We start from the raw sequence: 14,706 nt of genomic DNA on the forward strand, positions 1-14,706 counted from the left end.
GAACAGGCTGGATGGTGGCCTGATCCCACGCTGCAACGGGTGTGCCAGCGACTGCCTTCAGGGGGGCGGGTCGCCCGGCAATGCAGGGCGCCGGCGGTGCAACGTGGCTTGCTCGTAGGCGTAGGCCAGGGTGAACAGGGTCGATTCATCCCAGCGTCGGCCGAAGAATTCAATGCCGACCGGGCGGGCTGGCGTGTCGCCTGTGAAGCCGGCCGGCACCACGATGGACGGCATGGCCGTGGTGCTGCCAAACGCGCAGTTGTCGGTTTGGGCCTGGCCGGTGGGCTGGGCCGCATTCTGAACCGGTGGGTAGACCAGGGCATCCAGGCCCAGGCTGTCGAGCTGGCCCTCGACGTACTCGCGCACGGCTTCGCGCTGGGCCAGCAGGTCCTGGTAGCGCGTTGAACTGGTGTCGCGCAGCAGCAGGCTGGCACCGACCAGCGCCTCGATGAAGGGATGGACGAGGCCGCTGGCAAACACCTCCTCGGTGTTCGCGCGCGGGGCATCGAAACTGGCGAGATATTCGTCCAGGTGGTCGGCAAACTCCTGCACGATGAGCGTCTTGGAAATGTCGACAAAGTCGGGCAATTCGACGGGATCAACGATCTCCGCACCGAGAGCGGCAAGATCGGCGAGTGCCTGGTCCATCACGGCGTTGATGTCGGCGTCGTCACCAAATGCATCGGTGCCCCCATAGCTGCGCAGCACACCAATGCGCCGGCCCGCCAGCCCTTGGGCATCCAGCGCATCGACATAACTCGCAGGCTGATAGCGATCGGGCACCTGGGTGCGCGGATCGGCAGGGTCAGCCCCGGCCATCGCATCGAGCATCAGAGCGGCGTCGCGCACGCTGCGTGTAATCGGGCCGCCCACATCCATGGTGTGCGACAGCGGGACCAGACCATCCTGCGACACCAGCCCTACGGTGGACCGTACGCCGACCAGGCTGTTGTTGGCCGGTGGCAGGCGGATCGACGCGCAGGTATCTGATCCGGTGCCGATTGCGCCGAAGTTGGCTGCAATCGCGGCAGCCGTTCCGCCGCTGGAGCCACCAGCATCCAGGCTGGTGTCATAGGGCAGGCCGATGCGCTGGCTGACGCTGTTAAAGCTCTGCGTCCAGTAGGCGTATTCGCTCATGCCGGCCTTGCCCAGGATCAGGGCGCCGGCGGCGCGAAGGCGTGCCACCGTGAAGGCGTCATCTGGTGGTTGGGAGCCTGCCAGCGCCAGTGATGACGCGGTGGTGGGAAAGTCGTCAGTGTCGTACAAATCCTTGAGGATGACCGGGACACAGTGCAAGGGACCAACAGGGCCGGTCGCTGCATAGGCATGATCCAGCGCTTCAGCCTGGGCCTGCCACTGCGGGTTGAGACTGACCATGCTGTTGATGGGCAGCCCGGTGTCCACGTGATTGTCCAGGGTCTCGATACGCTGCAAATAGCGCTCTGCCAGTTCGACGCAGCGTAGCGGCTCGCCGTCTGCATCTACCTGTTCACCCCGCCAGGCCGCCTGAATGTCTTCAATGCGGGCTTCGAGCAGTTCAAACGGGACGGGCTCGCTGACGGTGCCGGATTCGCCGGTCGGAGAGGAGGGGCCGCAGGCCGCGAGCAGCAGCGAGCAAAGGGGCAAGCACAGGCAAATCGGGCGTGATGGCATCAGCAGGCATGGCGGAGAATGACCACGCCCGGCTCGCAAGCCCCATGCCAGTGGCTAGTCGGGGCTGGGTTCAGCCGCCTGGGCCGCCTGGGCGGCGTCAACCGCGGCTCTGGCTTCTGCCGGGGGTTGGCGGTGATAACTCACCCGGACCGGATAAACCTTGCCGTCGGCCTGCTGCATGTTGCCAATGCCGCGATACTGCTTGAGCTGTCGCGTCTCCCGGTCGTATTCGACAATGAGCGGGTCGACGAACACGCCCAGCAGCGAGTCCAGCGCCACCTTAATCTGGAGGGTGGGGCGGCCCTCGAAGCTGGATTCACCGACCCGTTCGGCCTTGAACTTGTAGGCGTCGAGGCGGCCGGCGGCGATGAACTGGAACTTGATCCGGTCGCCGGCAACAAGCGCGTCCCAGTGCTCGCGGACGAAATAATCGAAGCCGGAGTCCGCGCAGGCCTGCGTTCGGGGCTTGATATCCGTGGTCGACGCGGTGGCTTCATCCGCCTTTTGCCGGTACAGGGTGATCGATTCGCCGCCGATATCGCGTATTCCCTCGCGGTAGCCGGTGCGGATCATGTGAAAGTCATAGCCCGGCACCGCAGGATTTTCACCGATGTGGAACTGCTTTTCGGCGATTCGGTTGCCATCGGCATCCCAGAAATCCACGCGCCATTCGGTGATGGCACCGGCGTCGTTGACGACTTGCCGGTGATGTTCGATGTAGCGGAACCTGTCGCCCTCCAGCGTGTACCCATAGCCAAAGAACTGCTGCTCCGCCGCCGGGACGGGCCCCGTCACGGCAGCCAGCAGGGCCGCCGCCAGCACCGGCAACAGGCGCCCCATTACGCGGCCTGGGCGTCAGCCGCCGCATCGCCGGTGGCCGGCTGGGCGACGGCCCGGGGGCGAAACAAATAATGCCCCACGCCCCATTCCCGGCCATCGCGGTAGCCGAAAAACTCCGCCACGGCCATGTAAAACATGCGCCAGCGCTGAAACCAGATCCGGCCTTCGCGGGCGTTGCCATAGGCGCGCTCGAACAGCGGCATGATGCTGTCGCGCTCGGCGTCCATGCGTTCCAGCCACTGGTTGGAGGTCTTTTCGTAGTGCTGGCCGCCCACCCACCAGTGGTCGGCGATCTGCATGTGTTCCTGAAAATGCATCAGCAGGTGCTGGGAGGGCATGACCCCGCCGGTGAAGAAGTACCGGGTCATCCAATCCTTGTCTCCCCGGTCCTCATAGGGATAGGCCAGATGCGGATGGGCAAAGATATGCACGAACAGCAACCCCTCGGGCTTGAGCCAGCCACTGATGCGACGCAGCAGCTCCCGGTAGTTGCGCATGTGCTCGAACATCTCGATGGACAGCGCGCGGTCGAAGGCGGCGGCCTCATCGTGATCGGCGGGGTCGAAGGCGTTGATGTCGCAGGTGATGACGTGAATATTCTTGAAGCCGCGCTCGGCCGCCTGGTGCTCGATGAACTGCCGCTGACCATGCGAATTCGAGACCGAAACAATCTCCATGTTCGGAAAGTGTTCCGCCATCCAAAGGGTTAGCGAGCCCCAGCCGCAGCCGATGTCCAGCACGCGCATGCCGTCTTCCAGCTGAGCCCGCTCGGCGTAGAGCGCCAGCATCGCGTCCTCGGCCTGCTCCAGTGTCTCGCTGCCCTGCGGGTAGTAGCAGCAGCTGTACTTCAAACGCTGGCCCAGCGAGCGATAGAAGAATTCGGCGGGCACCTCGTAGTGTTGGGCATTGGCGGCGTCGGTGTCCTCGGCAATTGCGCCTTGTGACCAGTCCGTGACCAGCTGGCGGATGGCTTCGGAGCGTGCTTCGGGGTTCGACGCTTCCTCGCTGTCCAGCCGCTGCTGGATCAGCCGGCGCATGCCGGCACGGGCCAGCACGTCGGGCACCAGTCCACGTTCGCAGAGTTCGATAGGTGACAACATGTTCAAACCTTGTGCTTGCTGGCCTTGGGTGGCCAGGGGATAAAGGAACTGGTGGTGCGGACGTACTCGTCGTAGCCCTCGCGTTTGCGCTTGCCCTCCGGTGTCTCAACGCCGGGCACGCCCGACACCTTGAGCAGCAGCCAGGCCATGAGCAGCGGGCTGACCAGGGTCAGCCACCACAGCGAGCTGCCCAGCGCCAGCGGGATGTACGCCACCCAGTGCAGTGACTCGAAGAAATAATTCGGGTGCCGGGAGTAGTACCAAAGCCCTTGGCGGCACACCTTGCCGCGATTCGCGGGGTCAGCCTTAAAGGCCATGAGCTGATAATCGGCCAGCGCCTCGCCCAGCACCGAGATGGCCCAGATCACCACGCCCAGCACCAGTAGGGGCGCCGCGACCACTGCTTGCTGATAGGCCACGACCAGAAAGGGCAGGGAAAGCACCCAGGCCATCACACCCTGGAACAGATAGAACAGCAGCATGTTGCGGTCTTGTGCCTGCCCCCATTTCTCCCGGAGGGCGGTGTAGCGACTGTCTTCAGGTGCGCCCACATTTCTTAAATAAAGATAGCCGCCAAGGCGTGCGGACCAGACCAGTCCCAAGACTCCTGCGAGCAGGCGCATCACGGTCTCGCCATCAGCCAGCAGCGCATAGATGACCGCTGCCAGGCCCAGTGAAAACGACCAGGTGATATCCACGTGCCCCGCATTGCGTGTCTTGAGTTGGAGCACCCAAGTCGCGATGAGCACGGCCGTGATGGCGGCCAAGCCAATGAGATAAGTCGTGATCACGCGTCGCAGCCTCCTGTTTGTCCAACGCAGACCTGAATTCGAACGCCGCGGGCAGTTGGATGCAAGCCGCGCAGCGTTTGAACAATCCATGACCAAGCAGCCCGGCGTGAACGCGCTGCGACCCGGCCCAGTCATCCACTGTCACACGACCGTCAAATTCCACTCTTAGTCTCTGCCGCCGAGTCGGGGGTCAGAGGGAAGCAGGGCCGCAGGGTTTGCGGCACCGGTCCCCGAATGGCTCGAGCGACGAGACCGGGTTCATCCGGGGCCATCCAGGCCACTCGTCATCGAGCCGCACCAATTTCAAAAACGGTCAGCCGCCACCGGTTGTGTATGGCGGTTGTGCCGTGTCAATTCTTACGAGTGAAGGGGTCGGGATGAGCCTGCAAGGTGTAAGAGGAATCGTCGCCATGGCTCTGGCCGCGAGCATGGGCTTTGCTCACGCGGCTAACGAGTTGGTCATTCACGCCTATGAGGATGGTGCCGCAGGTACCGGCCTGGAGGTCGTGCTGGACGATGAGCAGACCGCAAGACTGGACGCCAGTGGGTCGGCCACCTTCGATCTGAATGCCGGGCCTCACACGGTCGAAATCCTGCTGGGCGGCGTGCCCATGCACGATTTCAAGTTCAGCTCGGCCGCCGGCCAGCTGGTGGACATCACCGTCACGCTGCAAAGCGGTGAAGACCCCCAGCACTTCGTTGAGAGCTACTTTCCGACCGAGACCGCACGTGACCGCGCCTCGGCTCCCAAGGGCACTTACAAGGGTCGTGTGGCCTTTGATGGGTCTGCACTCGGCGGTGCGACAATTACCGTGCCCAAGCTGGGGGCCACCGCAGAAACCGACGCCGGCGGCAACTTTTCGTTGACGCTGCCGCGCGGTGTTTACGAGCTGCAGATCACCCACCCGAACATGGATAGCGCGCAGAGCGAGCAGGTCCGTGTGGTCAGTGGTGTGACCAAGCAGGCCCGCTACCAGTACGGCGCGACCACGACGGCCGGCGGGGATGTCGAAGAGGTGCTCGTGCTGGGCTCCTTCGACCCGACCGCATTCGGCGAGTCGGAGCGGTTCTCGGTCAATGTCATCGAAACCCTTGGCATTGAGCAGCTTGCGCGTTTCGGTGATTCCGACGTAGCGGCCTCGGTGGTCCGCGTGCCCAGCGTGACCGTGCAAAGCAGTCGCTTCGTGTTTATTCGTGGCCTGGGTGGTCGCTACATCACGACGACGCTGAACGGCGCGACGCTGCCGTCGACCGACCCCACCAAGCGTGAGGTGCCGCTGGATTTGTTCCCCAGCAACATTGTTAAGCAGCTGGACGTGAAGAAATCCTTCATCGCCGGCATGCCGGGCGAAAGCACGGGGGGCAACCTCGTCATCAACACCCGGACCTTCCCGGAAGAAGCCGCCGGCAAGCTGTCCTTCAGCCTGGGCTACACCGATGGCCTGACGGGTGAAGACGTGGCCTTCGACCCGATCAGTGGTGACTACGATGCCTTCGGCTTCGACGATGGTTCCCGCGATGTCCCCGGTGGCGTCGAGGCGATCTCGGCGCTGCTGAACTGCAGCGAGTGTGAAGGCAGCTTCAGCGATGGCACGCGCCAGGCGCTGAACCAGATCGCAGCCGTTCAGCTGATGAACGACATGGATCTGGGCACGGCCACGGCCGACCCGAAGGTCTCCCTCGGTGCCAACTACGGCAATCTCTTCAACATCGGCGGCCGTGAGATGGGCTTCTTCGTCGCCGGCAACTACCGCAACGATTGGGGCCAGCGCGCCGAAGGTGTGCGCCGGACCTACAACACCGACGGCGGCGTGTTCGATGACTTCACCTTCGAGGAAGCATCCAACACGGTGGACACCAGCGCGCTGATCTCGCTGGGCATGAACGCCGGCGACAGCAGCTACCAGTCCACGACGCTGGCCTCGCGTTCCACCGAAGCCGCCACCCGTGTGACCCGTGGCCGCGATGGTGACTCCGGCTCCGAGACCTACCGCTACTCCATTGACTGGGAAGAGCGCCAGTTCCTGTCGCAGCAGTTCTCGGGTGAGCATGTGTTGGGTCAGGGCGGTGGTCTGGTGGCCAGCTGGCAGATCACCGGCAGCAACGCCCGCCGCTATGCGCCGGATCGCCGCGAGGTCCGCTTTGACCTGGAAGGCAACGACGGCGTGTTCGATCTGATCGTGCCGGAGCTGGTCCGTCGATACGACGACTTGTCCGACGACAACCTGGACGCGTCCACGGATTGGGAATACCTGTTCTCCAACGCCCTGGGCGATGCCACGTTCGAGACCGGCATCAAGCTGATCCACCGCGAGCGTGATTCGGATTCTCAGGCCTACGGCTACATTGGTAACGAGTCGCAGTACGACCAGAATGCACCGAACCTGCTGGTCAGCGACGTCATTACGCTGGACAACATTACCGGTGATCAAAGCACGGGCCTGGCTTTCGCCGACCGCACGCTGCCCAGTGACAGCTACGAAGCCGAGATGGACCTCAACAGTGTTTACGGGTCGTTCTCACAGCGCTTCGCCAGTGTCTACCAGGTGATCTTCGGCCTGCGCTACGAGGCCTACGAGCAGACCACAGAGACCTTCTCGATTCAGGGTGATGGCGCTCCGGTGCGGTCCTTGATCGATGACGACGTGCTGCTGCCCAGCCTGGCTTTGAACTGGGAGCTGGGCGCTGACCAGCAGCTGCGCTTTGCGGCCAGCCGCACGGTCTCGCGGCCCGACTTCAAGGAAACCTCGAACGCCACCTTCTACGACAACCAGTTCAACTTCCGTGTCCGCGGTAATCCGAACCTGAAGGTGTCCGAGATCACCAACCTCGACCTGCGCTGGGAGATGTACGGCGACGGGGACGAGAGCCTGAGCGTCGCCGCCTTCTACAAGGCCATCGATGACCCCATCGAACGCGTGCTGCAGCTGGCTTCCGGCACGGCTGGCAACTCGCGGACCTTCCAGAACGGCAACCAGGCGGACATTTACGGCATCGAGTTCGATGGTCGCCGGGACTTTGATCTGAACACGGCCGGCTCCCGCTCCATCTTCGTCGCGCTGAATGCCAGCCTGATCGAGTCGGAAATCGAACTGGACGGCGGCGAGACACGCAAGCTCCAGGGCCAGCCCGATTACACCTTCAACCTGGCCGTTGGCCTGGATGACTACGCCGGTGACATCCGCCAGGAAGTGACCCTACTGATTAACCAGTCTGGCGAGACCATCGTCGATGTCGGCCTGACCGACTTGCCAGACGTCGTGGAAGAGCCGCGCCTCGATCTCGATCTGAACTACAAGGCCTTCCTCACCGAATCCCTGGTCTTCAAGGCCAAGGCAGGAAACCTTCTGGACGAAACCGTCGAGTTTACGCAAGGCGGGCAAGTGTTCCAGGAGTACAAGCAGGGCGTGACGCTTGAAGCAGGCATCGATTGGAATTTTTAACCGAGTGCACGATTTGTCACCCCGTGTGACGCCCCTAGTGACTCAAAGAAACTGACGGAGTTGTTATGAAGTTCTCGAAACTATTGCTGGTGAGCACCGTCGCCGCAGCCGCTGTGGGCTTGCACGGTTGCACCGAAGGCGATGAAACCTCGATTGTTGTGGAAGGCGGCACCAGTAACGGTGGTGGCGGCACGGTTGGGGGTCCTTCGACCTGCCCTTCCTTTGCCTCTGCGCGCCCGCAGCTGGCCGACGGCACCAATGTCTGCCAGTTGCCGTCCACCATCACCGCGGATACCACGCTGACGGCTGACACGCTGTGGCGTATCGATGGCCGTGTGACCGTGGGCAACGGCAACCTGGAAATGTCCACCACCGAAGGCACGTTGGCTAACGGCGCCGCCGTTATCGATGCGACGTTGACGATCGAAGCGGGTACGCAAATTGTGGCCGCGCCGGGCTTCTCCAACATCGTGATCACCCGCGGCTCCAAGATCGAAGCCAACGGCACGGCATCGGCTCCGATCATCATGTCTTCCGAGGATGATGGTTTCGACGGCAACCAGGAATGGGGGGGGCTGATCCTGCAGGGTTATGGCAACCACAACACCTGCACCGCGGGTGCGGCCTGTAACGTCGACTCCGAAGGTGAGTCTGGCTTCGCCGGTGGATTCACCCCGGACGACGACAGCGGCACGCTGCGCTATGTCATCGTCGCTGAGGGTGGCTACGAGTTCGCCGTCGGTAACGAGATTAACGGCATCTCCTTTGTCGGCGTCGGCTCTGGCACCACGGTCGAGTACATTCAGGTCCATGGCAACTTCGACGATGGCGTCGAGTTCTACGGTGGCAGCGTCAACGCCAAGTACGTCGTGCTGACGGACAATGGTGACGAGTCGCTGGACTGGGATGAAGGCTATGTCGGCAACATCCAGTATCTGCTGGCCGTGCAGGCTGCGGACGAGGGTGACTACTGCGTCGAGGCCGATACCGAAGGCGCGGCTTCCCCGCTGTCGATCCCGACCATCGCCAACGCCACCTTCGTCTGTGACGGTGACCCGGAAGATGCCGGTTTTCGCCTGAAGGCCGGCACCGGTGGCTTCTTCCACCACACGATCATCGACGTCGACGCAACGCCGGGCACTCCTGACGTCTGCATCGAAGTTGAAGGCATGGCTGCCCAGCAGAACGCCACGGCCAACCCGCCGGCACTGGACATCAACCAGTTCATCTGTGACGCCGCGACGTTCGAGACCGACGCCAACGCCCAGACGAACAACATCCAGACCGCTCCGGTGAGCACGGATGACCCGGCGCTGAACGCCCGTTACGCCGCCACGTTGGCTGCTGCGAACAACGTCACCCCGACGGACTACGCGGCCTACAACGCCGGCAACAGCAACAGCACGGCCATCCCGAGCTTCCTCGACCAGACCGATTACATCGGTGCGGTTGATCCGGATGCCGCCACCGCTTGGTGGGAAGGCTGGACCCTGGACGGGACGCTTTAAGGTCCCGCGCCAGCCGCATTCGCCAATCGGACGGGTGCGGTGACCGATAGACGAAGCGGCAGTCTCGACTGCCGCTTCGTCGTTTCTGCCGTCGGGACTCGGGTCGGCGTCATCGTACCGTCACATTCTGGCGGCACCCTTCGCCACCCAGTCTTCGGATCGCACCGTTTCCCTGGTGCGAGAAGCCCGTTCGGCCGGGCTTGATGCCATCCGGCATGAGCCGGAGCAGACGCATGGGCCATGCGCCCGCAACCTGACGCACGAGGATCACGTCATGACACACTCCCCACGCATGGGCCGGCCGGTGATCGCCGCGTTCGTGCTCGGCCTGACTGCTGCCGCACCACTGGCCGCCCAGACCCTCGACCAGGTGGTCGATCAGGGCAAGGCCAAAGCGGCCGAGGGCCGTCAGTCGCAGGAGAAGATCGACAGCATTGTCGACGCCAAGCAGGAGAAGCTCATCACCTACCGCGCTTTGCTGAAGCAGCGCGAGGGCCTCGAGCAGTACAACAAGCAGCTGTCGACCCAGATTGAGGGGCAGGAGGCGCTGATCCGGCGCTTCGACACGTCCATCGATCAGGTGGCGCAGATCGAGCGCCAGATGCTGCCACTGATTACCCGCATGACGGAGGCCTTAACGGACTTCGTCGAGCTGGATCTGCCCTTCCACGAGACTGAGCGCCTTGAACGCATCAATTTCGTGCAGGACAGCGTCAGCAAGCCCGATCTGAACGTGGCCGAGAAATTCCGCCAGGTGCTGGAGGCCTATCAGATCGAGAACGACTACGGCCGCAAGATCGACACCTACCAGGACATCATCGACATCAACGGTGAAGAGCGTGAAGTCGACGTTCTGCGCGTGGGGCGTGTGGCACTGGTGGCCCAGACCCGCGATGCCGCGACCACCGTGGTCTGGAACCACGATGAGAAAGCCTGGCAGGAGCTGGACGCGGGCACCTACCGCAACAGCGTGCGCCAGGGCATCAAGATGTCCAAAAAGCAGGCCTCCATCGACATGGTGACCCTGCCCATCCCCGCTCCGACTGCCGCGGAGACCGAAGAATGAGCCGCCCGATGAATCGCCGCGGTGTTGCGGCATTGCTGTCTGTTGCCGTGCTGGCCTGTAGTCCGGCTGCCATGGCGCAGAGTGACGAACTGTCCATGCGCGAGCTGCTCCAGGAAGTGAAGCAGGGGCGTGCCCAGGCACGTGAGGAGAACCGCAAGCGCGAGCAGCAGTTCCTGGCCGAGGAGGCCGAGCAGGACCGGCTGATTCGCGAGCAGGAGCAGGCCATTGCCGCGTTGGAACGTCGCTCCGCCGAACTGGAGAAGCGCTTTAACGCCAATGAACTGAAAGTGGAAGAAAAGCGAATCCAGCGTGATGAGCGTCTGGGTTCACTCAAGGAGCTATTCGGGCACCTGACCGGCGCCGCCGGCGATTTGCGGGTGCGGTTGCGGAACTCCATCACCAGCAGCCAGTTCGATGGCCGCCAGGCGTTTCTGGATGCGCTCATCGCCAAGATGAACGATGACACCGACCTGCCCACCGTCGAGGAGATTGAGCGACTGTGGTTCGAACTGCACCGTGAGATGACGGAATCTGGCGCGGTGGCGGCCTACCCGGCCCGTGTCGGGACGCAGGACAACCGCGAGGTCGTGCGTGTCGGCCTGTTCAACCTGGTTTCAAACGGGGATTACCTGGCCTGGGACGAGGGCACGCAAACCGTTTCTGTGCTGCCGAGACAGCCCGAGGCCTACACCGGTGGCGCGCAGAAGCTGCAGGCTGCCGAGTCCGGCTACACGCCGGTGGGCATCGATCCGACCGGTGCCGCCGGCGGAGGCTATCTGAAGGCGCTGATCAACTCCCCGACGCTGGTCGAACGCTGGCATCAGGGCAAGATCGTGGGCTACGTGATTACCGGCGTTGGTCTCTTCGGCCTGGCGGTGGCCCTGTGGCGTCTGCTGGCCCTGATGGCCTTGTCGGCCAAGGTAGGCCGCCAGCAGAAGTCCGATGAGGTGTCGGACAGCAATCCGCTGGGTCGCATCATTCAGGTCGGGCAGACCCATGCCAATGATGACGTCGAGACCCTGGAGCTGAAGCTGGGCGAGGCGATCATCAAAGAGCGCCCGGCCATTCATCGCGGGCTGCCGCTGATCAAGATCATCTCCATGGTCGCGCCGCTCATGGGGCTGCTCGGCACCGTGACCGGCATGATCATCGTGTTCCAGGCCATCACGATTTATGGCGCCGGTGATCCCAAGGCCATGGCCGGCGGTATTTCCAGTGCGCTGGTCACCACGGTACTGGGCCTGATCGTGGCGATTCCGATGATGCTCGCCCACTCGATGTTGTTCGCGCGTGCCAAGCGGATTCTGCACGTACTGGAAGAGCAGAGCGCCGGCATTGTTGCCGAACGCGCGGGACGATAGTCGCCATGCTCCTGCTACTCGACGCCCAGGAGGCGATCGCCAACTTCTTCGGCTCCGGTGGAGTCGTGCTGTTGCTGATCGCCGCCCTGACGTTCGTGATGTGGGTGCTGTTGTTCGAGCGGTTCGTGTACTGCCTGTTCTTCTTCAAGCGTGACCTGAAGCGGGCGCTTGAAGCCTGGCGGCAGCGCTCGGATCAGACCTCTTGGTACGCCAATGCGGTCCGGATGAAGCTGATCTCCGAGATGCGGGTGTCCATCGAGCAAAACCTGCGGCTGATCAAGGTGATGATCGCCTTGTGCCCGCTGTTTGGTTTGTTGGGCACCGTGACCGGCATGATCGAGGTGTTCACCGTGCTGTCGATCACCGGCGGCGGCGATGCCAAGTCCATGGCCGGCGGTGTCTCTCGCGCAACGATTCCCACGATGGCCGGCATGGTCGCTGCCCTGTCCGGTCTGTTCGCCAATATTTATCTGAACCAGCTGGTCACCCAGCGGCGGGCGCGCGTGGATGCGCAGCTCGAACCCGTGCACTGACCCGGCTGCCTGCGAGGAAACCCCATGGCCCGTTCATTCTCATCCCAGGATGAAGCCGAAGAAGAAGGCAACGTCGACCTGACCCCGATGCTCGACGTTGTGTTCATCATGCTCATTTTTTTCATCGTCACCGCGACCTTCGTAAAGGAAACGGGCGTTGAAGTGAACCGCCCTCAGGCCAATACGGCCGACCAGAAGAACAACCCCTCGGTGCTCATCGCCATTCGCGAGGACAACAGCATCTGGGTGGACCAGCGCCGCATCGACATTCGCTCGGTACGCGCAAACATCGAACGCCTCCATGCCGAGAATCCGGAAGGCGGCGTCGTGATCCAGGCCGACGAACTGGCGTCGGTCAAGACCTTCACCGAGGTGCTGGACCAGGCCCGCGAGGTGGTCCCGCCCGAGAAGGTATCGCTCGCCACGGAAAACGGTGGCTAGGAGAACCTCATGCTAGGAATCGTTCGTACATTCATTGTCATGCCACCAGCAGCCGCCGTCACCGGCGGATTGCTGATGACCATGGTCACGCTGATCGAGTTTGCCGACCGCGATTTGGACAAGAGCCCGCTGGTCAAGCTGCCAGACGTGTTCATGCCTGAGGCGGAGATCCGGACCCAGCGTTCGGTCGAGAAGCCGGAGAAGCCGCAGTTGGATGACACCCCGCCACCCGAGGTGCCGCAGCAGGCTTTCGACCAGATCGACGGCAATGCCACGGTGGGTCAGTTGGCCGCGCCTCAGGAAGTCGCGACGAACCTGGATCTGAGCATCGGCGGCGGCCTGTCGGCCAGCGACGGTGAGTACCTGCCCATCGTCAAGGTGGCGCCACGCTACCCGCGTGCGGCACTGAGTCGCGGGCTGGAGGGCGAGGTGGTGCTGGAGTACACGGTGACCCGTTCGGGTACGGTGCGCGATCCGGTGGTCATCGAGTCAACGAACTCCGTGTTCAATAGCTCTGCCATCGACTCCGCCAGCCGCTACAAGTACAAGCCGCGCGTCGAGAACGGTGAGCCCATCGAGGTGCCGGGTGTGCGCACCCGCGTCGTCTTCCGACTGCAGAAATAACGAGCGACCCTGATGCCGACCACGTGGATGATTCGTCTGGCGGGCGCCTGCGCCCTGCTGTTTGGTGCCGGTGCACTGGCCCAGCAGGGCGGGATCGATGCGAGGACCTTCGATCAACTGACGCGCGCCCAGGAGCTGGCGGAGGCCAACCAGTACGACGAGGCCATCGCCGTGCTGGACGAACTCAAGGGCAGCGACCGGCTTAACAGCTATGCCAAGGCGCAGCTGTGGAATTTCTACGCCTTCATCTACGCCAACCAGGAACAGTACGACGCCGCCATCAAGGCCTACCGCAATGTGCTGCGCGAGCCAGATTCCACGGATGGGCTGAAGCAGCAAGCCAAGTACACCATGGCGCAGCTGTACTTCCAGACCGAGCAGTACGACCAGTGCATTCGCTTCATGGAATCTTGGCTGTCTGATGTGGATCAGCCAACGCCCACCGCTCACATCATGCTGGCGCAGGCGTATTACCAGAACGACGCGCACGACAAGGCGCTGGAGAACCTGGACATCGCCCTGCGTCTGGATCGCGAGGCCGGCAAACCGGTGCAGGAGTCCTGGTTGCGTCTCAAGGCCGCGATTTATTTCGGCAAAAAGGACTACGCCAACACCGCCAAGGTGTTCGAGCAGCTCATCACCATTTCGCCGCAGGTGGGCTACATGAAGCAGCTCGCGGGGATGTATTCCGAGCTGGGCCGCGACGCCGAGCGCCTCGCGGTGTTCGATGCGATTCACCAGCATGGCGCACTGACCAGCGAAAGCGACCTGGTGAACTTGGCCTACATGTGGCTGGGGCAGCAGGTGCCTTACCGCGCGGGCCGTATCCTGGAAGAGGGCATCAAGGCCGGTCGTGTCGAGGAATCGCAGAAGAACCTGGAGACGCTGGCCAATGCCTGGGCCCAGGCCAACGAGCGCGACAAGGCCGTGCCGGCCTTGACCCGTGCCGCCGAGGTCACGGGTGACGGCATTTTCATGGCCCGGCTCGCCGGCGTGCATTTCAACGCGGGTGAATACCGGGAAGCCGCTGCGGCGGCCGCCAAGGCAGACCAGATGGGCGGTCTGAAGAATTCAGCCGGCAACCTGATGTTGCTGGGCATGGCCCACTTCAACGCCAAGAGCTACGAAAACGCACTCCAGGCGTTCCGCCGGGCCAAGCAGGATCGGGGGACCTTCAAGGCGGCGGCCAAGTGGGAGCAGTACACCCTCGACGAGGTCCGACGCCTGCGCGCGATTGAAGAGGCCCAGCGTGAGCTGGAACGCCGCACCCGCGAAGCGCTGGAAGCCGAAGAAAACAACGTGGAGGCACTCGGCACCGGGGCCTGATGCCCCCTGTGTGTTTCGTT

General features: G+C 63.0%; 12 protein-coding genes. 8 read left to right on the plus strand and 4 right to left on the minus strand.

The window, feature by feature from the left end:
• Positions 1 to 57: 57 nt before the first annotated feature.
• The 4 genes from DEH80_RS14325 to DEH80_RS14340 are packed head-to-tail and all read right to left on the minus strand — an operon-like array spanning position 58 to position 4,384.
• Complete coding sequence (locus DEH80_RS14325; protein WP_109721197.1) at positions 58 to 1,653, minus strand: amidase family protein; 1,596 nt, start codon at positions 1,651 to 1,653, stop codon at positions 58 to 60.
• Between the two features lie 54 nt (positions 1,654 to 1,707).
• Complete coding sequence (locus DEH80_RS14330) at positions 1,708 to 2,493, minus strand: hypothetical protein (protein ID WP_109721198.1); 786 nt, start codon at positions 2,491 to 2,493, stop codon at positions 1,708 to 1,710.
• Positions 2,493 to 3,593: an SAM-dependent methyltransferase gene (locus DEH80_RS14335; protein ID WP_109721199.1), complete on the minus strand. Its 1,101-nt coding sequence runs from the start codon at positions 3,591 to 3,593 to the stop codon at positions 2,493 to 2,495. The genes DEH80_RS14330 and DEH80_RS14335 overlap by 1 nt, the downstream gene beginning before the upstream one ends.
• 2 nt (positions 3,594 to 3,595) lie before the next feature.
• The gene (locus DEH80_RS14340; protein WP_207774621.1) at positions 3,596 to 4,384 is read right to left on the minus strand and encodes a DUF1295 domain-containing protein; all 789 of its coding nucleotides are present in this window, start codon (positions 4,382 to 4,384) and stop codon (positions 3,596 to 3,598) included.
• A 410-nt stretch (positions 4,385 to 4,794) separates the two neighbouring features.
• Between DEH80_RS14340 and DEH80_RS14345 the strand changes: the two genes are divergently transcribed.
• From DEH80_RS14345 to DEH80_RS14380, 8 genes are all read left to right on the plus strand, one after another.
• Positions 4,795 to 7,827, plus strand: a complete 3,033-nt coding sequence (locus tag DEH80_RS14345; RefSeq protein WP_165831484.1) for a TonB-dependent receptor — start codon at positions 4,795 to 4,797, stop codon at positions 7,825 to 7,827.
• Positions 7,828 to 7,892: 65 nt separating this feature from the next.
• A complete protein-coding gene (locus DEH80_RS14350; RefSeq protein ID WP_109721201.1) occupies positions 7,893 to 9,335 on the plus strand; it encodes a beta-helix domain-containing protein in 1,443 nt (480 codons plus the stop codon).
• Between the two features lie 274 nt (positions 9,336 to 9,609).
• Positions 9,610 to 10,401 (plus strand): DUF3450 domain-containing protein, encoded by a 792-nt coding sequence (locus tag DEH80_RS14355; RefSeq protein WP_133249257.1) that lies wholly within the window; start codon positions 9,610 to 9,612, stop codon positions 10,399 to 10,401.
• A complete protein-coding gene (locus DEH80_RS14360) occupies positions 10,398 to 11,762 on the plus strand; it encodes a MotA/TolQ/ExbB proton channel family protein (protein ID WP_207774622.1) in 1,365 nt (454 codons plus the stop codon). The genes DEH80_RS14355 and DEH80_RS14360 overlap by 4 nt, the downstream gene beginning before the upstream one ends.
• 5 nt (positions 11,763 to 11,767) lie before the next feature.
• Positions 11,768 to 12,295 (plus strand): MotA/TolQ/ExbB proton channel family protein, encoded by a 528-nt coding sequence (locus DEH80_RS14365; RefSeq protein ID WP_109721204.1) that lies wholly within the window; start codon positions 11,768 to 11,770, stop codon positions 12,293 to 12,295.
• 24 nt (positions 12,296 to 12,319) lie between these two features.
• Positions 12,320 to 12,736 carry an ExbD/TolR family protein gene (locus tag DEH80_RS14370; RefSeq protein ID WP_109721205.1) on the plus strand — a complete coding sequence of 139 codons (417 nt, stop codon included), beginning with the start codon at positions 12,320 to 12,322 and terminating at the stop codon, positions 12,734 to 12,736.
• A gap of 9 nt (positions 12,737 to 12,745) precedes the next feature.
• Positions 12,746 to 13,360, plus strand: a complete 615-nt coding sequence (locus tag DEH80_RS14375; protein WP_207774623.1) for an energy transducer TonB — start codon at positions 12,746 to 12,748, stop codon at positions 13,358 to 13,360.
• A 12-nt stretch (positions 13,361 to 13,372) separates the two neighbouring features.
• Positions 13,373 to 14,686 carry a tetratricopeptide repeat protein gene (locus tag DEH80_RS14380; RefSeq protein ID WP_109721206.1) on the plus strand — a complete coding sequence of 438 codons (1,314 nt, stop codon included), beginning with the start codon at positions 13,373 to 13,375 and terminating at the stop codon, positions 14,684 to 14,686.
• The last annotated feature ends 20 nt before the right edge of the window (positions 14,687 to 14,706 follow it).

It is taken from the genome of Abyssibacter profundi (assembly GCF_003151135.1).
Classification (GTDB): domain Bacteria; phylum Pseudomonadota; class Gammaproteobacteria; order Nevskiales; family OUC007; genus Abyssibacter; species Abyssibacter profundi.